This is a genomic window from Psychrobacillus sp. 05T411, assembly GCF_056396485.1.
Window position 1 is genome coordinate 20,347 of sequence record NZ_JBFTLO010000003.1, and the last position, 17,702, is coordinate 38,048.

At 36.9% G+C, this 17,702-nt stretch carries 19 protein-coding genes; 13 read left to right on the top strand and 6 right to left on the bottom strand.

The features are described from left to right. The 4 genes from AC1DFT_RS02840 to AC1DFT_RS02855 all read right to left on the bottom strand — a co-directional run bounded on the left by AC1DFT_RS02840 (nt 1) and on the right by AC1DFT_RS02855 (nt 3,234). Entirely contained in the window at nt 1–1,389 is a 1,389-nt protein-coding gene (locus AC1DFT_RS02840) for a TldD/PmbA family protein (RefSeq protein WP_477917421.1), read from the bottom strand. Nucleotides 1,390–1,624: 235 nt separating this feature from the next. Then, entirely contained in the window at nt 1,625–1,915 is a 291-nt protein-coding gene (locus tag AC1DFT_RS02845; protein ID WP_477917423.1) for a hypothetical protein, read from the bottom strand. 116 nt (nt 1,916–2,031) lie between these two features. Continuing rightward, nucleotides 2,032–2,844 carry a hypothetical protein gene (locus tag AC1DFT_RS02850; RefSeq protein ID WP_477917424.1) on the bottom strand — a complete coding sequence of 271 codons (813 nt, stop codon included), beginning with the start codon at nt 2,842–2,844 and terminating at the stop codon, nt 2,032–2,034. Nucleotides 2,845–2,958: 114 nt separating this feature from the next. Next, a complete protein-coding gene (locus AC1DFT_RS02855; protein WP_477917426.1) occupies nt 2,959–3,234 on the bottom strand; it encodes a small, acid-soluble spore protein, alpha/beta type in 276 nt (91 codons plus the stop codon). 149 nt (nt 3,235–3,383) lie between these two features. On the opposite strand from AC1DFT_RS02855, the gene AC1DFT_RS02860 reads away from it, so the two are divergent. The 6 genes from AC1DFT_RS02860 (at nt 3,384) to AC1DFT_RS02885 (ending at nt 7,967) form a co-directional block, all read left to right on the top strand. Then, nucleotides 3,384–4,322 carry a Gfo/Idh/MocA family protein gene (locus tag AC1DFT_RS02860; RefSeq protein ID WP_477917428.1) on the top strand — a complete coding sequence of 313 codons (939 nt, stop codon included), beginning with the start codon at nt 3,384–3,386 and terminating at the stop codon, nt 4,320–4,322. Nucleotides 4,323–4,477: 155 nt separating this feature from the next. Next, nucleotides 4,478–5,227, top strand: a complete 750-nt coding sequence (locus AC1DFT_RS02865; RefSeq protein ID WP_477917429.1) for a methionine ABC transporter ATP-binding protein — start codon at nt 4,478–4,480, stop codon at nt 5,225–5,227. Next, a complete protein-coding gene (locus AC1DFT_RS02870; RefSeq protein ID WP_477917432.1) occupies nt 5,220–5,882 on the top strand; it encodes a methionine ABC transporter permease in 663 nt (220 codons plus the stop codon). The genes AC1DFT_RS02865 and AC1DFT_RS02870 overlap by 8 nt, the downstream gene beginning before the upstream one ends. A 16-nt stretch (nt 5,883–5,898) precedes the next feature. After that, entirely contained in the window at nt 5,899–6,726 is an 828-nt protein-coding gene (locus AC1DFT_RS02875) for a MetQ/NlpA family ABC transporter substrate-binding protein (RefSeq protein ID WP_477917434.1), read from the top strand. A gap of 60 nt (nt 6,727–6,786) precedes the next feature. Next, complete coding sequence (locus AC1DFT_RS02880) at nt 6,787–7,338, top strand: hypothetical protein (RefSeq protein WP_477917436.1); 552 nt, start codon at nt 6,787–6,789, stop codon at nt 7,336–7,338. Between the two features lie 233 nt (nt 7,339–7,571). Next, nucleotides 7,572–7,967: a hypothetical protein gene (locus tag AC1DFT_RS02885; RefSeq protein WP_477917437.1), complete on the top strand. Its 396-nt coding sequence runs from the start codon at nt 7,572–7,574 to the stop codon at nt 7,965–7,967. 119 nt (nt 7,968–8,086) lie between these two features. Here the strand turns inward: AC1DFT_RS02885 and AC1DFT_RS02890 are convergent, their stop codons facing one another. Next, nucleotides 8,087–9,277, bottom strand: coding sequence for a M14 family metallopeptidase (locus AC1DFT_RS02890; RefSeq protein WP_477917439.1), 1,191 nt, complete (start codon nt 9,275–9,277; stop codon nt 8,087–8,089). A gap of 197 nt (nt 9,278–9,474) precedes the next feature. On the opposite strand from AC1DFT_RS02890, the gene AC1DFT_RS02895 reads away from it, so the two are divergent. Together AC1DFT_RS02895 and AC1DFT_RS02900 are read left to right on the top strand one after the other, a co-directional pair. Next, on the top strand, nt 9,475–9,645 hold the full coding sequence (locus AC1DFT_RS02895) for a hypothetical protein (protein ID WP_477917441.1): 171 nt from the start codon (nt 9,475–9,477) through the stop codon (nt 9,643–9,645). A 549-nt stretch (nt 9,646–10,194) separates the two neighbouring features. Then, entirely contained in the window at nt 10,195–10,680 is a 486-nt protein-coding gene (locus AC1DFT_RS02900) for a lysozyme inhibitor LprI family protein (protein WP_477917442.1), read from the top strand. A gap of 260 nt (nt 10,681–10,940) precedes the next feature. On the opposite strand, the gene AC1DFT_RS02905 is transcribed toward AC1DFT_RS02900, so the two are convergent. Then, nucleotides 10,941–11,573, bottom strand: coding sequence for a hypothetical protein (locus tag AC1DFT_RS02905; RefSeq protein WP_477917444.1), 633 nt, complete (start codon nt 11,571–11,573; stop codon nt 10,941–10,943). A 383-nt stretch (nt 11,574–11,956) separates the two neighbouring features. On the opposite strand from AC1DFT_RS02905, the gene AC1DFT_RS02910 reads away from it, so the two are divergent. The 5 genes from AC1DFT_RS02910 to AC1DFT_RS02930 all read left to right on the top strand — a co-directional run bounded on the left by AC1DFT_RS02910 (nt 11,957) and on the right by AC1DFT_RS02930 (nt 17,555). After that, a complete protein-coding gene (locus AC1DFT_RS02910; RefSeq protein WP_477917445.1) occupies nt 11,957–13,300 on the top strand; it encodes a cyclic 2,3-diphosphoglycerate synthase in 1,344 nt (447 codons plus the stop codon). 107 nt (nt 13,301–13,407) lie between these two features. Then, entirely contained in the window at nt 13,408–14,436 is a 1,029-nt protein-coding gene (locus AC1DFT_RS02915) for a Gfo/Idh/MocA family protein (protein ID WP_477917447.1), read from the top strand. Nucleotides 14,437–14,680: 244 nt separating this feature from the next. After that, entirely contained in the window at nt 14,681–15,178 is a 498-nt protein-coding gene (locus AC1DFT_RS02920; RefSeq protein ID WP_477917449.1) for a TRAP transporter small permease, read from the top strand. Between the two features lies 1 nt (nt 15,179). Next, nucleotides 15,180–16,475 carry a TRAP transporter large permease gene (locus AC1DFT_RS02925; RefSeq protein ID WP_477917451.1) on the top strand — a complete coding sequence of 432 codons (1,296 nt, stop codon included), beginning with the start codon at nt 15,180–15,182 and terminating at the stop codon, nt 16,473–16,475. A 51-nt stretch (nt 16,476–16,526) separates the two neighbouring features. After that, nucleotides 16,527–17,555 (top strand): TRAP transporter substrate-binding protein, encoded by a 1,029-nt coding sequence (locus AC1DFT_RS02930; protein WP_477917453.1) that lies wholly within the window; start codon nt 16,527–16,529, stop codon nt 17,553–17,555. Nucleotides 17,556–17,702 lie beyond the last annotated feature (147 nt).

Below are 17,702 nucleotides of genomic sequence, written 5' to 3' on the forward strand. Positions count from 1 at the left end.
TTATTCCCCCTTTGTCCCACCGACTGTAATTTCACTAATGCGAATCATCGGCTGTCCGACATTTACTGGAAGGCTTCCACTTATAGACCCGCACATTCCTGCACCATGGGCAAGATTATTGCCGACTTTATCAACTAGCTGCAATGTTTTCGCTCCGTTTCCAATAAGTGTTGCCCCTCGTACTGGGCGATCAATTTTCCCGTTTTTCACAAGGTAAGCCTCCGAAACAGCGAAATTATAATCTCCTGTTGCTGGATTTACGGAGCCTCCACCCATATATTTTGCATATAGCCCCTTTTCAGTCGATGTAATAATTTCTTCTGGGGTCGATGTCCCCGGTGCAATATACGTATTTGTCATACGAGATGTGGGGTTGAATCGGTACGACTCACGTCGGGAAGATCCAGTTGCTTCTGCATTCATACGACGGGCATTAAATTTATCGATAAGATAACCTTTTAAAATGCCGTTTTCGATTAAGACGTTTTTGGGTGTCTTTTCGCCTTCATCATCGATATTTAAGGAACCCCATTCATTGGGTAGAGTACCGTCATCAATGTAGGTCACGATTTCGGGCGCAACTTTTTCACCTATCCGATTTGCGAAAACAGAATTATTTTTTGCAACAGAAGTAGCTTCTAGTCCGTGTCCACACGCCTCGTGAAAAATAACGCCACCAAATTCATTATCAATAATGACAGGGAATTTTCCACTCGGACATTCATCCGCTCCAAGCATCGTTATAGCAATGCGTGATGCTTCTCCCGCATAATGATCTAAATCTAATTTTTCGATAAATTCAAATCCTGCATGTGCTCCTGGTCCGTAAAATCCTGTCTGCATTTCCACACCGTCAGAAGCAGTTGCTTGTATAGATAGTCTACTATGGACTCGAGTATCTTCCACAAATTTTCCTTCTGAATTAGCAATTAGTACATGTTGTTCTTCGTCTATATAGCGTAGCCCAACTTGTCGTATTCGTTCATCGTAATTTCTAGCAATCTCGTTTGCCTTTCTCATTACGGCTACTTTCCTAGCATGTTCCACAGTTTTTGGCATTTGTTCAATTTGGTGAATAGGCTGGAATATTTCTTTTCGGAGTGGGTGAAGCGTTCCATTTACTCCATCTTTAATAGCAAGTGCTGCCCGTTTTGCTGCTAGTAGCAAGCCTTCTTCTGAAAAATCAGTCGTATAAGTGTAGATACTTTGCAGACCTGAAAAAATACGAATGCCAACTCCAAAATCACGACCAGATATACTTTTCTCTAACTTTCCGCTTTGCAATTCCAGTCTGTTTACATACTTATCTTCTATGAATACTTCCGAAAAATCACCGCCATTGGAGAGTGCGGCTTCTAACACATTTTCAATGATGGATTGTTTGATCATATTTGTTTCCCCCTTCAACTTATAATTATAGCTCAATGCTTATATGAAAACACTTAATAGAAATATAATTCAGTATTTTCAGTTACTATGTGTTGTGGTTTTAACGCTTTCTTTTTCAGTTTCGTCGCTTAATTCGATTTGAGCTTTCCGGAAGAGGGGGAGCAGTTGTGGTTAATTGTAGATTGTAGCACGGCGGTTTTCTTTTAATGGACTATCAGAATCCCGCCATGTCTCTTCAAAAGAAATCATACATATTTGATTTTGCTATTACTTCAGTCATTGGAATTCCCAAGTGTTGCGCCGTCTCTTGATAGGACATTGGACAGGAGCTTGAAACTAGTTCATGAATATAATCCATTTGGGATTCCCATTCACTAGTATCCATCCTATCATATCTATAAAAATACACTTCTTGCAATGCAGCATGATATTCTGTTGCTTCCGTTTTAACATCGACGGAAAACTTTTCAAGAAATTCATGCCCTAGGAAATTCGAATCCTTTACTCTTACTACTTCCATTTTCATTGAAAACTCCTCCTCTTTTTCATTATTATAGAACACACATTCCATTTATTCGAATATTTCGACATATACATATTTAAAAAACATGCCACCTCAATTTACGGTGACATGTTTTTTTGTTATTGAAGAATATTTGGGGTAGTTGTGTTTTTAGCAGCTGTTTTGGATGCAGCGTCTATTACAGAAGAATCAATTGTTATTTTTGCGTCAGTTTTTTGCGTGTTATTACTATTTGGGGAAGTGGCTTGCTTTTTTGCATTGTTGTTTGAAGCTGAAGTTGTTTTCGTATAGTCCGCATTTGCAGAAGCATTTTTGTTACCAGTTGAGGATACATTTGCGGTATTCTGTGTGCTAGCATTCGCATTAGAAGTCGTTGTTTTGTTCGATGTTCCGCTCGTCGCAGCTGCTTGTTTTCCACCGCTATTTCCTCCAGTAGCATTTGGGGATCCAGCCATAGATGCTACATCGTTTATCATTTGCCCAACTTTCGGTGCTACAGTTTGAGCCATATCACCAATTGTTTGAGCAGCCGTACTACTCGCCATTTGTTGGGACGAATTTGCACTGGTTAGTTTTTGAGCGATATTCCCGACCATTTGCATGAGATTTCCACCCATTTGCCCAGTACTGCTATTGGAAGCACTTTGTTGGGATCCTGTTGTGCTACTCATGGATGCCCCGGCTCCAGCAGAAGCACTTTGCGAAGTATTCTCACTCATCATTTTGTCCATCATAGTACTCATCGCTTTTGTTGGACAAAATTTAGTGGCGCCTTCTGCCGCTTTCATGGAACCAAATAAAACAAGCATTCTCCCTATTCTGCTTTTAGGATCCCGCAATAATTTAACAGTACCATAAGCGGTTAGGACGGAGCCCAACATGAAACGGGTATAGGCAGTACTTGGACTAAGGTTTTGTTGACTTTTTGTCATCTGTGTAATTCCTCCATTCTGTATTTAAACCATGTTTTCATTGCCTTATTCGTTTCAACTTTATAGTCCCCAATCCTATATAAATTATGTGTTTTTGTTCGAGAAGCGTGTTGCTCATTCATTTTTCATCATTTGTTCTTGTGCCATTCTTATCATTTCTTTCACCATACTGCCACCAATTGGTCCGCCTATTTTTCCGGCTTGTTCAGCTGTAAGTTTGCCGTTATATCCCTTTTTTAATGGAATACTTAGTTCTTCTGCAATTTCGTATTTAACATCATTTGGTTTGTCCATATTTACATCGTAGCCTTGTTCTTTCATCACACGAGCCTTTAGTTTGTCTAATTCTTCTCGAGCAGAGGGAACTAATATTTTATTTCTATTTGCCATTTGTTTCACTCCTTTGCTTATTAGTATTTCCGGTAAATGAACGATTACACGTATTTTAATAAAAGGATGATTAATCTTTCCTTCTTTTGATAATTATGATTAACTAGTTACATAACTTGAAAAAAAAGAATGCGAAAGGAGCGAAACTAATGGAGAAAACTACATTTGCAATAATCGGAACAGGAGTTGTGGGAGAACGTATTATTAATCAGATTATAGCTCATCCTAATTGCGAAATCGTATCTGTATTTGATGAAAATAAAACAAGGCTAGATGAAATTTCAACAAAGTACCAGCTTCCGATTGCAGAATCTTTAGAAATGCTTCTATTAACGCGTCCAGATTGGGTTTATATCGGTACTCCTCCTGTAAGCCACGCGCCTCTATCCGAACAAATAGCAGCATATGGATTGAACATTCTTTCTGAAAAGCCACTTGCTCATGACGTGAAGGATGGGATGCGGATGGTAAAAGTAGCAGCTGAAGCTAATGTACAAACAGCCATGCATTTTCCGTTAATGTATAGTCCGGTTGTACATAGTCTCAAGAATACATTAGCTACAAAAGAACTTGGTGATATCGTTCGCATTGAATTGCATACATACTTACCAAACTGGCCGAGAAAATGGCAACAAAATCCTTGGATCGGCACAAGGGAACAAGGTGGTTTCATAAGAGAAATATTTCCACATTATCTTCAACTTATGTATCATCTTTTCGGAAACATCACAATTTCCTCGCATATGACGACTTATCCAGCAGACGTCGATCTTTGTGAGACGGGTGTAACAGCGTTAGCTAAAACAGAAAGCGGAATACCAATTGTTCTAAATGGTTTGTCTGGAGTTGGACAAGAAGAACGTCTTGAATTTAAAGTTTTTGGAACAAAAAAAGTAATGACTATACGAAATTGGTCAGAACTTTGGGTCAGTGAAAAAGATCAAGAAGCTGTTCCAGTCAATCCTAGCATTGAGCCTAATAGTCTAATAGATACATGTCATCATACAGTAAATGGTAAAGAATCATTCATAGTATCGTTTCAAGAAGGATTGAAAGTGCAAGAGTGGATTGACCAATTATTGAATTGAATACTTTCCCTGTGTACCAAACAACTTAGACATAATGCATAGTACCGTCTAAGTTGGCATGTCACAGGGAATAACAATCATGACAGCTTTAGCATAATAAGCTATAATAAGTATCGTTGCAATCGCCCTTCAAATAATAGAAAGGTGTTTTTTTTATGATTCAATTACATAGTGTAACTAAAAATTATGCACATTTTCGGGCTATTAACTCCGTGACTATGAAGATTAATAAAGGAGAAATCTATGGAATTATCGGAGCAAGTGGATCGGGAAAATCCACTTTACTGCGACTAATGAATTTGCTGGAAATTCCCGATGAAGGGGAAGTAGAAGTAAATGGGCAAATTTTAACTAATTTGAAAAGCAAACATCTACGAGAAGCTCGGAAAGCTGTTGGGATGATCTTCCAACATTTTAATCTAGTGGCGAATAAAACTGTTTTCCAAAATGTAGCCGTGTCTTTAGAATTGGCAAATTCCCCTAAAAAAGAGCGTCGAAATCGGATTATGGAATGTCTTCAATTTGTTGGGCTAGAAAATTTTATATCCAAATATCCAGCGCAATTAAGCGGTGGTCAAAAGCAACGTGTCGCAATTGCAAGAGCGCTAGCAAATAACCCGCAAGTTTTGTTATGTGATGAACCAACCTCTTCACTTGATCCTCATACAACTTCGGAAATATTGGAAGTATTAGAAAAGGTAAATAAAAGTTTTGGTGTTACAATTGTTCTTGTTAGTCATGAAATGGACGTGATTAAAAGTATATGTAATCGCGTAACGGTAATGGCAGATGGAGAAATATATGACACGATACCAATTAAGCCAATAAGTATGCTAAGTACAGACAATAGTCCAAAGTACTTTGTTGAACAACTAACAAAGGATGGAGGGATGAACCATGCCTGAAATATTAGTTCAATATGAAGCTGAAATTTGGTCCTCTATTGGAGAAACTTTTGTAATGGTTGGTGTTTCTATTTTAGCTGCCATTGTATTAGGGCTCCCGGTTGGAACATTGCTTTTCCTTTGTAGGAAGGGACAAATACTAGAGAATAAAGTCATTTTCTCATCATTGAATTTATTGGTAAATATTATACGTTCTTTTCCTTTCCTATTATTAGTTGTTTTTTTAATTCCATTCACAAGAGTCATCATTGGGACTGCCATTGGCACAGCGGCAGCAACCATTCCATTAGCTATAATAGCCATTGCGCATTATTCGCGATTGGTCGAGCAATCTTTACTGGATGTACCAAAAGGGGTACTGGAAGCAGCGATTTCCATGGGGGCGTCTGTGAAGGAAATTATTTATAAATTCCTATATGTGGAGGCACGCTCGGGGCTCGTTCTTGGATTGACAACATCTATTATTAGTTTTATTTCCTATTCAACTATTATGGGAGTGGTAGGAGGAGGCGGTATAGGAGACTTTGCTATACGATATGGTTATCAACAATTTAAAACAGACTTAATGATGTATATGATAATTATTATGGTCATTCTTGTGCAGCTCATTCAGTTTATTGGAACTACTGTATCAAGAAAAATAGATAAAAGATAAATGGAGGAACATAGTTATGAAAAAATTATTATTTTTAATAGCCGCACTACTACTCATCTTAGCTGGTTGTGGTCAAGAAAATAAAGAGGCAAAAAATGAAAGCCCGCAAAGTAATGACAACGAAGAAGTGACACTGAAAGTAGCTTCCTTAATACCACCAATGACAGAAATTCTCGAGCTTGTGAAACCAAAACTAGCTGAAGAAGGGATTAATCTGGAAGTGGTCGTATTAGGCGATAATGTACAACCAAACAGTGCGCTTGCAGCAAAGGAAGTGGATGCAAACTTTTTCCAACATGTCCCGTATATGGAGCAATTCAATGCCAACAATAATTCGGAACTAGTGCCAATTGTACCTATTTATTTTGCGAATTATGGTGTGTATTCGAAAGAGTATAAGTCAATGGATGAACTACCGCAAGACGCTGTTATAGCAATTGCCAATGACATTTCTAATATTGATCGCTCTTTGACTTTGTTAGCACAGCATGAAGTCATTACGTTAAAAGAAAAAACAGATACATATTATACGTTAGCGGATATTAACGACAATCCTAAAAACTTGAAGTTTGAAGAGGTAGATTTGTTAATGTTAGCGAGAATGTACGATGATGCAGATGCGGTAGTCATGACACCTGCTTATGCTGCCCCACTAGGATTGACACCAAAAAGTGATGCACTCCTTACAGAAGGAACAGAAAATGATTTTGCTATTACATTAATCGCACGCAAAGACAACGCGGACTGGGAACCGATCCAAAAATTGGCCCAAGCGATGACAAGTCCAGAAGTACGCAAATTTTTAGAAGAAAATTATGAAGAAACAGCAATTCCAGCATTCTAACTACGCTCCTTCTATTTGTATCAATTTGGACAGAGCTAATATTAAAATGGAGGATTTAAAATGGATCTCATAACTCAAACACATTTCGAAAATTTAGAAGCAAAAGACAAAGATCTTCAGTATGAAGCATTCGGGTATATTAATGATGCTACAAAAGAAAAAGTGGATTGGGCTTATGAAGTTTGGGGTCAATTAAAAGAATGGCTGACAGATCCTAATAATCACCGTAGATCAAGAGGTGCTCAGTTTCTCGCTAATTTAGCAATAAGTGATCCTGAAAAACGGATGCTAGAAGACTTTTCAGCAGTATGGCAGGTGACAAAAGATCCAAAGTTTGTAACTGCAAGGCATAGCCTGCAATCCATTTGGAGAGTCGCATTAGCAGGGCAGGAACAAAGAGAAATGGTCTTAAAAAGCTTTGTAGACAGGTTTGAAAATGGTACGGAAGAAAAGAATTATACATTAATCCGTTTTGATATTATTCAAGGACTTCGAAATTTGTATGAGGAAACAAAAGATGAGAAAGTAAAGCAAACAGCTTTAAATTTGATTGAAAAAGAAGTGGATCCCAAGTATAAAAAGAAGTATGCGTCTGTTTGGAAAAAGGCATAAAACAACTAAAATACGATAGTTACAACGAGGAGTACGGCATTTATGATGTCGTACTCTTTTATTTTAATCATACAGCAGGTTAAATTTTTCCTCTATTGGATAAACTTATTTTATTAAAGATTCATTTCAGAATTCCTCCAAGTTCATATTTCGGTATGAAGAAGTACTAATTGGAATATAGTAATGTGATGATGACAGCTAATGATCCAGTTTAAAAGGAAAGAGGTGACCAAATGAGCTTTAAGATGGGCATTCTTATTTGTTTAATCATAATGGTTTTTATGGCTTGTATTATTTATTATTTAGGAAAGAAAGTAGCCCCTAGTTTAATGAAATATATTCCCGTTTTTTCTTTTGTTTCCGGTGTCATTTTTTATTATATCAAACTCAACTTTATGACTTATCAACCAAATTCTTTTGATAGTATTTACGATATGATTACATTGATTGTACTTACTATTGTAGGTATTATTGCTTTATTAGAGACGGTCATCATTGATATTGTAGAAAATAGCGAACTATTTGGGAGATGCTATAATGCAGTACGAAAAGCAATTAAATTAGAAAATGTAAAGAAAGTATTTAGGCTTAAAATGCCCGGTGGAATTCTCAAGAAAATTAGAGGATAAGTATAATTCGGGTGTCATAGGAACGATAGAAGCTCTGAATAGGCATAAAAGATTAAAGCCCTCAGTGTTAACGCACTGAAGGCTTTTGTCATGTAATCCTTTATTGATCTGCTAACTTTTCATAAATATAATCCTGCTAAAAAAATCCCTAATGCCTCTTCATAGATTTCATTAAACTGAGTAAGTGGCAGTGGATTTGTTCCTGATCCAAGTTCCACCGTAAAGCCGGGTCTTCGCCAGTCTTGTATAAACCAATCTTTATAACCAGCGTAGCTCTCGATTGTTTGAACGGGTTCGTATCCGCTAACTCTACTAAATTCTGTGACCATTGCTTCGGTTTCCGGCGGTTCGAGATTTTCAAATCCCCAGTAAATAACTCTCCCTTGTGTATGAAAAGCTAGTACTCTAGCAAAATCTTTGGCTTTAGTTAGATCCGCCATTGCGATTGCTTCTGGTTCCGATAAAGGACTTTCCCCTCCGTAATCTCTTGGACCAGGAGTTTTAGGATTCCGAGCTCGTTCACGTTCCCACTCCGCAGGGAATTGATCATTCAAATCTACTCCGCGAATATTCGCTTTCCATCCTGAAAAGTCCAAGCTATCCTTATTCCATTCGATCACATTGCTTCTGGATGGTTCTTCAGTAGGGGGGCCGTTTAATACTAAGTCCACACCATCCGGGTTGACCATTGGAACAATGGAAAGTGTCGTTTGGACATATAATGGAGCAGTAACAAGTCCCCGGATTGGGCGCTGATTCGTTAAGGACAGTAAGTAATCATTTAAAAAGGTCAAAAGGATAGGAGTTGTAATCCATTCATTGGCATGAAAGGAAGCATTATAATGCACTTGTTTTTCTCCGTTCCCAATTTCGATTTCAGGGATATCCTTGCCTAAAACGGTATTGCCTATCGAAGAAACTCGCAAAAATGGATAAATGGTCTGCAATCGTCTAATGTCAAACGTCATCGTATCGTAATCATAATCTTGTTTTCCACTAACAATTCTCCAGTCCACTCTTAGAGGAAGCTGAATCGTCTGTCCAATTTGCAAATAGTTTGGATTAAGATTGGGGTTTAGAAGAAGAATTGCATCAAGGGGAAGGTTACGACTCTCCGCCAAGCTCCAAAGTGAGTCCCCCGGTTTAATTTGATAATTGACCGTAACAAATCCAGGAATTTGAATGAGTTGCCCAACTGACAGCGTTTGAGCATTGACGCTCCGATTCGAATGAATAATTAGTTGCAAAGGAATCATAAATAATTGGCTATAGTAATAGAGAGAGTCACCACGTCTTACATGAACCTCCATATCTTTCCTCCTCCTCATTGAAGACTACAAATATAGAAGTATATGTGTTTTAAAAGTGTATTATTAATAGATGTCTTGATAAACTGCTATTGTTTTTTTTCAGTACAATAAATGCTCACTTTTATGGAGTTATGTTTGGCCCAGTAAGAATAAAAACCTCTATCTAGAGCAAATTAGACTTTAGGAGGTGATGATCAATGAGTAAAAATAATAATAAAACAATGAATGTTCGAACGCATAATGGATTCGAACTGTATAAAAATCCTACAAATAATCCGGACGAAGAATTTTCTGAGGAATTTATTGAGATATCTAAAAACAAAGTAACGAAAGAAATAAATAAAAATAAACCTAAAAAAAGGGATTAATTCAGTACAGGAAGAGGTGAGTGTTTAAATGCTTACCTCTTCCTATAATACGGAAATATACATACTAGCTAACTAAGATATTATTTAATTAACTTCCTCGTTCATCCATTTGGTGAAATGATATAGCTATTATATAATAGCAGCAATAACGCTCAGATAAATCTAATTGGGAAATTATCCATAAATTCGATTCGTCTGAATGTGATTTATATAATGAGTTTCTTCTATTTTATTGTCTTATTGATACTGGTGGTTATTTTGTTGTGTATTTCTTCCTTTAGCTTGATTTAAATTATGTTCTTTGGCAAATTCTTCACGCGTGTTTTTTCTAAAATTAGGTTCTTTCTTTTTAAAATTTGGTTATTTTTCTTTGCCATGATATCATCACCTCCTAAGATTTAATGTGCTCAGTATAGATGGTCTTATTCAACATGATTACTACTTTACAATTATTGAATGAAATTAGATAAAGAAACGCTGGACTTCAAGCAATTTTCACTTGGAAGGATGTTAAAGTATTGCATGATTTTCAAAGAGGAGGCTTTAAAAATGAAAAATAATAGAAAAACATTAACGGTAATATTTACCCTCGTATTAGTCATATTGGTTGCTTGTGAAGACTCGCCTCAGAATAGAGGTGACAATTCTTCAGAAGGTGCTGATAACACTGTACTAAGTACTGAAAGTAAAAAGGAAGAATATCTCAAGAAACTGAATGAGATGGAAGAAGCAGATAGAAACTTAGAAGCTGGAACAACAATGGTAGAGTTGAAGGAACAAGAGGCGGAGAGATATAAAAAGTGGGATGTGAAGTTAAATGAAATTTACGGAGTGTTGAAAGAACAGCTCAGTACAGAACAGATGGATACATTAAGAGAAGAACAACGGAACTGGGTAAAAAACAGAGATGAAGTTGCGAAAGAAGCATCACTAAAATATCAGGGTGGTTCGATGGAATCATTAGAATATGTGGCGACGCAAGCAAGTCTGACAAGAGATAGATGCTATGAGTTAGTTGCAAAGTATATGAAGTAATTGGTTCTCCATTTGAAACCATTCATCCAACAACAAGATGAAACAAAATACGAACATATTTAAACAAAAATTCCCACTTCTCCCTCTAACGTTTAACGATATAGGAGGTGCTTGATGACGCAATTTGAAAAATTTATATATGAGCATGGAACAGATAATATACAAAGGTAAGCGCCAAATAGACGCTTACGTAAATAAGTCGAAAATATAGAGGAACAAAGCCTTCTATATTTTCGACTCGATAATGCAGTACAGGTTTATCAGTTGCACCTGTACTTAAATGTAGGTTCTGTCTGAATATAAAAAGCATTTCTGACTTGTGCACACCAATTTGCAAAGGCCGATTTCCATTCGGGTGTTTTAAAAAACTGCTCAACAGTTTGTGTTTCAGAATGCCAAACTATAAATAGGTTGAGTGGGGCAATTCCTCCTGCCCAAATTCCGTTATTTGCGTCGGTATCTTCTTCCCTTACTAATAAAAGGGGTAGTCCAAATTGAAAAGCCATGGAAGGTTCTACTTGTGAATAAACTGAACCTTCCCAGACCGGAGTGGAGGGTGGAAGGGGGCCGGTATTGACTTCGACTGTTTGAATTTTAAAACGACGAAGGTTTATTGCCAACATTCCATAGCTTGATGAAACTAAGCGACGAATATCAGTTAATATGGATTCCGGATAACTTTCGCTTAAGGGTAATGTTCGCGGAAAAAGCAAAGCATTCTCAATTTCCAAAATTAGACGGTTTAGAAACCGTTGTTGGTTGTTATTTAAATGTGTTGTCGTACTTAAAAATATGGGAATACGATAAGCACGGTCAATACACTGTTGGTGTGCTGATTCTATTTTTTCTTTATCTTTATCCTGGCGTAAATCGTTATATCTATCATTATTCATTTTCTCACCACCTTCTTTATTAATATATGAAAAAGGAATAAGGGGGCTTAGACATAACAACTGAATTCTAGATAGAGAGAAAAAAGGGATAGTATATCTTTACACATCGTGTGTATGCTGAATTTGATGACCAAATCGAATGGACTGTGAAATCTAGTGCAAGTAAATATATCCTAGTTTTCGAGAAATGATCCGAGAACGGTATGGAAACCCCAAGATGGTACGAGAAAATTCAAACTTGATATGAGTCTTATTGAAAGCAAATTAAGAGAAATCTAGTATCGATATTATTAAATTTCTAGCAATTTTGAAAACTCAGTTGTATTAATATACATTATTAGTTATGATTATAATAATTTAACGAATATATAGGAGTGAGTGCTATGAAAAGAAAGAATATTATTATTATAGGTGCTGCAGGAAGAGATTTTCATAACTTTAATACGTATTATCGTAATAATGAAGCATATAAAGTTGTTGCTTTTACAGCGACACAAATTCCAGATATTGATGGACGTAAATATCCAAGTGAATTAGCAGGTGAGCTATACCCAGAAGGAATTCATATTTATTCACAAGACCAATTACCAGAACTAATTAAAGAGTTGCAAGTGGATGAATGTGTATTTGCATATAGTGATATTGGTTATGAGGATCTGATGGGTGTGAGTGCAATCGTGAATGCAGCAGGTGCCAACTTTACATTATTAGGTCCAAAATCCACCATGTTAAAAAGTAATAAGCCTGTCATTTCCGTTTGCGCTGTACGAACTGGAACAGGAAAAAGTCAAACATCGAGAAAAATTATCGAGAAGCTGTTGGAGCATGATTTAAAAGTTATTGCAGTGAGACATCCAATGCCTTATGGCGATTTAAATGCACAGCGTGTTCAGCGTTTTGCAACAGTGGAAGATTTAAAAGAACATCATTGTACGATTGAAGAAATGGAAGAATATGAACCACATGTGGCACGCGGCAATATTGTATATGCTGGTGTCGATTATGCAGATATTTTGGCAGCGGCTGAAAATGATCCGGACGGCTGTGACGTTATTTTATGGGACGGGGGAAATAATGATTTTTCTTTCTTCGAACCTGATTTAGCAGTTACGGTATTAGACCCACACCGCCCAGGTCATGAGCTGAAATATTATCCCGGTGAAGTATGTTTAAGAACAACCGACGTGGCCATCATCAACAAAGTAGATAGCGCTGCAGAGGAAGCTATTCAAATAGTAGAAAATAATATCAAATTTGCAAATCCAAGTAGTACGATAATTAAAGCAGAATCAAAGATTACTGTCGATCAGCCAGAGAATGTAGTAGGAAAGCGCGTGTTAGTCGTGGAAGATGGTCCTACATTGACACATGGAGAGATGAAACTTGGAGCAGGTACAGTTGCAGCAGAACGTTTAGGTGCCAAGGAAATCATTGACCCTCGCCCATTTGCAGTAGGTACACTAACCGAAACGTTCAACAAATACCAACATATTGGAAACGTCCTACCAGCCATGGGATACGGCGAACAACAGTTGAAAGATCTAGAAGAAACAATCAATAATGCTGACTGTGATGCAGTAATTATTGGGACACCAATCGATTTATCTCGCATCATTTCGATCAATAAACCGTCTACACGTGTACACTATGATTTAGATGAAATTAGTGGTCCGAATTTAAGTGATATATTAAAAGATTTTATCCAAGAACATAAACTTGTGCAATAAGTATCAAGCAGCCATTCAACCTATTAGAAAAAGACTAGCGACAGATCAGTTGCTAGTCTTTTTTAAACCCCTGCATCCTAAATATAATTCTCCGGAGGTATAAAACGATGAAAAAAACCTTATATTTTGGAATAGTCGGTAGTGGAAGTATTGTAGAAACACATATTAGAAGTATTCAAGAAGTACCGAATGCGGAAGTAATAGCTATTTTTTCTAGAAATAAGACAACCGCTGAAAAATGGGGAAATCAATACAACATTCAAGTTTACAGTGATTATGAGGATTTTCTAAGAAATGATAAAATCGATATTGTCACGATTTTAACGCCAAGTGGGACACATGCTGATTTTGGGATCTTAGCAGCGAAAAAAGGGAAACATGTCGTTGTTGAAAAGCCAATCGATACGTCACTAAACAAAACGAACGAACTTATTTATGCTTGTAAAGAAGCGAATGTTATTTTGAACTGTATTTTTCAACATAGATTTGATGATGGGATAGTGGATATTAAAAATGCAATGGATCTAGGAGAATTTGGCCAATTGAATTTTGGAGCAGCGCGTACTACCTGGTATCGTTCACAAGAATATTATGATAGTGGTGAATGGCGGGGAACTTGGAAGCTGGATGGTGGTGGCGCATTAATGAATCAATCGATTCACTATATCGATCTTCTTCTATATTTAATGGGCCCGGTCGAGGAAGTTCATGCGTATTGTGCAACTCGCTCGCATGAAAGAATAGAAGTAGAAGATATCGCGGTTGCAACCTTAAAATTCAAGTCAGGTGCCCTTGGACTAATTGAKGGAAACACTGCAGCCTATCCAGGATATAGTGTAACTCTTGATATATTTGGTAATAATGGAAGTGTAATCATTGAGAATGACCAAGTAAAAGAATGGAATTTTAAGAATGGCAATGAATTTACAAAGACTTCAAAAGAAGTAGTGAATACAAGTGCTTCAACAAGCAAAATGTCTTCTTATGAGTCCCACAAAAGACAATATGATGACCTTGTTCATGCAATTTTGGAGAAAAAAGAACCACTAGTGACAGGGGAAGAAGCAAGAAAATCACTCGAATTGATTTTGGCTATTTATGAATCCGCTAGAAGTGGAAGTCCTGTTAAGTTATAAAAAGAAAAAACGTAGCGCCTTGATTATCAAAAGGGTTACGTTTTTTTTAGATAAGCATATAAGATTACCGAGAAAAGAGAGGCTGGTCGTGACGGTAGTCAGAATAATAAAATTACAACCGATCTTTTTCCAAACCTAAAAAAAACACAAGTTTTTCATAAAAAATAAACATTCTAACAATTCAGAATAAAAAGTAACATGTAAAGAGTAAGAAGAAGTAAACGCTTTCTTGAGGAGGGAAATTATGAATCTGATTAAAAGACTGTATTCACTCATTGATAATATATTTGAAAATTTCACCCTATTATCACTCATTTTATTAGTATTCATCGTCACAATGCAAGTCATCACAAGATATTTTTTCAACTTTGTCTTCTTTTGGTCAGAAGAAATMACTTTACTTTTATTAGTGTGGTTTGGATTTATGGGAATAGCCATTGGATTTCGTGAATATATCCATTTAGGAATTGATTCATTTACTAATCTTTTCCCAAAAATATTTAATAAAGTGCTAGATAAAGTGATTCTTACCGTTGTCTTTTTATTTGGAATCTATCTTGTAGTTCAAGGTTGGCAATTTACGGTTCTTATGTTGGAATCTACACTACCCGCAACAAAACTACCAAGCAGTATCACCTATGTCGTCATGCCAATAACCGGACTCATGATTTGCTTATATGCACTTCTACAATTATTTAATATCAATACAGCAAAGTATAAAGACATAGAGGAGGGGCATTAGTATGACAAGTACCAGTATTGCAGTCACCATTTTACTCGTAAGTTTTGTTGTCCTTATCATGTTACGTTTTCCAATTGCTTTAACACTTGTTATATCATCCCTGCTAACGATTATTTTTCTAGACATCCCATTACCCATTATTGGACAGCAGATGATTCAAGGTGTGAATTCTTTTTCCCTTCTTGCAATACCATTTTTTATCCTAACTGGTCAAATAATGAGTACAGGTGGTCTGGCTACTCGGATTGTAAATTTAGCAATTTTATTAGTAGGACGAATCCGCGGAGGTTTAGCTATGGTAAACAGCGTGGCCTCGCTATTTTTCGGTAATATATCTGGCTCTGCTGTAGCGGATGTTTCATCTGTTGGTTCGGTGATGATTCCCATGATGAAAAAGAATGGCTATGAAGCAGATTATGCGGTTGKAGTTACAATTGCATCCGCAATACAGGGGGTAGTAGTACCGCCAAGTCATAATCTTGTTTTGTATTCTTTAGCAGCGGGTGGCGTTTCAATCGCTAGCTTGTTTATGGCTGGTATCGTTCCTGGTGTCATCATGCTAATCGCACTATGTATTACAGGTTATATAATTGCAAGAAAAAGAGGTTACGAAAAAGCAGCTCCCGTGCCAAAATCACAAATTGGAAGTACGCTTTTACATGGGGTGTTATCTCTAAGTCCAGCAGTTATTATATTGGGTGGGATCATGAGTGGAGTTTTTACTGCCACAGAGTCAGGGGCTTTAGCTTGTTTGTATTCATTTATTCTAGCATTTGTTATTTATAGAGAAGCACCACTTTCCAGTGTGTGGCCAATATTAAAACGTACGTTGAAAACGGTTTCGATGGTTTTTTTCCTAATCGCTGCTTCCGCTGCATTTGGTTGGGTATTGGCATACTTACAAATTCCATCTATGATGACTAGCTTATTATTAAGTATTTCTGATAATCCACTTATTATATTATTGATCATTAATATATTATTACTTCTCTTAGGGGCACCAATGGATATGGCACCAATGATTTTAATTATGACACCGATTCTTCTTCCGGTTGTCACAAGCTTTGGTATGGATCCAGTACACTTCGGGATTGTGCTTATATTAAATGCTGGAATAGGTTTATTGACCCCACCTGTTGGGACCGTTTTATTTGTTGGTTGTGCGATAGGAAAGATCTCCATCGCACAAGGTACGAAAGCAATGATGCCTTTTTTTTACGCTCTACTAGTAGTTCTGTTAATTATCACCTATATACCTGAGGTAGTAATGTGGCTTCCAAATTTGATGGCTGACTAATCTCGGGAATGGGGAGAAATTATAAAAAAATATTTGAGGGGGTTTGCGATAGTGAAGAACAAAAAAATGATAGGATTATTAACTGCTGTGCTGTTTATTACAATAATTTTAGCAGCATGTGGTAAAAAGGAAGAGGTTGCAGTAGAGAAGGATGAAGGCACCAAATCGGAAGAGCCAAAAATTACTTTACGTTTAGCAGACAATCAACCAGCTGATTATCCGACGGTTATTGGAGATCAAAAGTTTGCTGAGTTAGTTAGTGAAAAATCCAACGGCCGAATTACCATTGAGGTGTTTCCATCTGGGCAGCTGGGCGATGAAAAATCCGTATTAGAACAGGTTCAACTTGGAGCTATTGACTTTGCTAGAATCAATGCAAGCCCACTTGCCGAATTTAATGATGATTTCACCGTTTTCTCTGTACCCTATTTATTTAACAGTGATGAACATTTGTGGAATTTCCTCAATGGGGAAAAAGGTACGGAATTGTTAGATGGTCTTCAAGCTGCGAAAATGCAAGGTCTTGCTTATTACGATTCAGGTTCTCGTAGTTTTTATTCTACTAAGCCTTTAACAAGCATTGAAGATTTAAAAGGACAAAAGATTCGCGTTCAGCAAAGCGAAATTAATATTAAATTGATGGAGGCATTAGGAGCCAGTGCTACTCCAATGCCATATGGAGAAGTATTTTCTGGTCTTCAGACTGGTATCATTGATGGAGCAGAAAATAATCTGCCGAGTTTTGACTCGTCAAACCATTACCAAGAGGCAAAATATTTGATTATGGATCATCATACTAGAGTGCCAGAAGTAGTATTAATGAGTAAAACGGCTTGGGATAAGCTTTCAGATGAAGATAAAGCGTTAATCAAACAAGCAGCACAAGACTCAGTCGAGACCCAAAGAAAAGCTTGGGCTGATTATGAAGAAAAATCACTAAATACATTGAATGAGGCGGGAGTAACCATTACAGAAGTGGAAGATATATCACCTTGGCAAGAAGCGGTTAAACCTATTGTGGATGAATTTTCTAAAGACTATCCAGAGTTAGTCGATGCCATCAATTCTGCAAGTCCATAATCTCTCGAAAACTATGTGTGATTGGTATTAGCATTTTACCCTACCTAGTTGAGTGAATATTTACTAGGTAGGTCTTTTCCATTAAGATTAAAGAGGATATAATACTCATCAATACTTAGTGGAAAGGAACTGTGATGAAAAATCTGT

Excerpts from the sequence above, each read along its gene's own strand:
- AC1DFT_RS02870 (WP_477917432.1), top strand. The coding sequence starts at position 5,220 with ATGCCTGAAATATTAGTTCAATATGAAGCTGAAATTTGGTCCTCTATT.
- AC1DFT_RS02910 (WP_477917445.1), top strand. The coding sequence starts at position 11,957 with ATGAAAAGAAAGAATATTATTATTATAGGTGCTGCAGGAAGAGATTTT.
- AC1DFT_RS02905 (WP_477917444.1), bottom strand. The coding sequence starts at position 11,573 with ATGAATAATGATAGATATAACGATTTACGCCAGGATAAAGATAAAGAA.
- AC1DFT_RS02860 (WP_477917428.1), top strand. The coding sequence starts at position 3,384 with ATGGAGAAAACTACATTTGCAATAATCGGAACAGGAGTTGTGGGAGAA.
- AC1DFT_RS02850 (WP_477917424.1), bottom strand. The coding sequence starts at position 2,844 with ATGACAAAAAGTCAACAAAACCTTAGTCCAAGTACTGCCTATACCCGT.
- AC1DFT_RS02895 (WP_477917441.1), top strand. The coding sequence starts at position 9,475 with ATGAGTAAAAATAATAATAAAACAATGAATGTTCGAACGCATAATGGA.
- AC1DFT_RS02845 (WP_477917423.1), bottom strand. The coding sequence starts at position 1,915 with ATGAAAATGGAAGTAGTAAGAGTAAAGGATTCGAATTTCCTAGGGCAT.
- AC1DFT_RS02855 (WP_477917426.1), bottom strand. The coding sequence starts at position 3,234 with ATGGCAAATAGAAATAAAATATTAGTTCCCTCTGCTCGAGAAGAATTA.
- AC1DFT_RS02840 (WP_477917421.1), bottom strand. The coding sequence starts at position 1,389 with ATGATCAAACAATCCATCATTGAAAATGTGTTAGAAGCCGCACTCTCC.
- AC1DFT_RS02900 (WP_477917442.1), top strand. The coding sequence starts at position 10,195 with ATGAAAAATAATAGAAAAACATTAACGGTAATATTTACCCTCGTATTA.
- AC1DFT_RS02875 (WP_477917434.1), top strand. The coding sequence starts at position 5,899 with ATGAAAAAATTATTATTTTTAATAGCCGCACTACTACTCATCTTAGCT.
- AC1DFT_RS02890 (WP_477917439.1), bottom strand. The coding sequence starts at position 9,277 with ATGGAGGTTCATGTAAGACGTGGTGACTCTCTCTATTACTATAGCCAA.
- AC1DFT_RS02885 (WP_477917437.1), top strand. The coding sequence starts at position 7,572 with ATGAGCTTTAAGATGGGCATTCTTATTTGTTTAATCATAATGGTTTTT.
- AC1DFT_RS02880 (WP_477917436.1), top strand. The coding sequence starts at position 6,787 with ATGGATCTCATAACTCAAACACATTTCGAAAATTTAGAAGCAAAAGAC.
- AC1DFT_RS02865 (WP_477917429.1), top strand. The coding sequence starts at position 4,478 with ATGATTCAATTACATAGTGTAACTAAAAATTATGCACATTTTCGGGCT.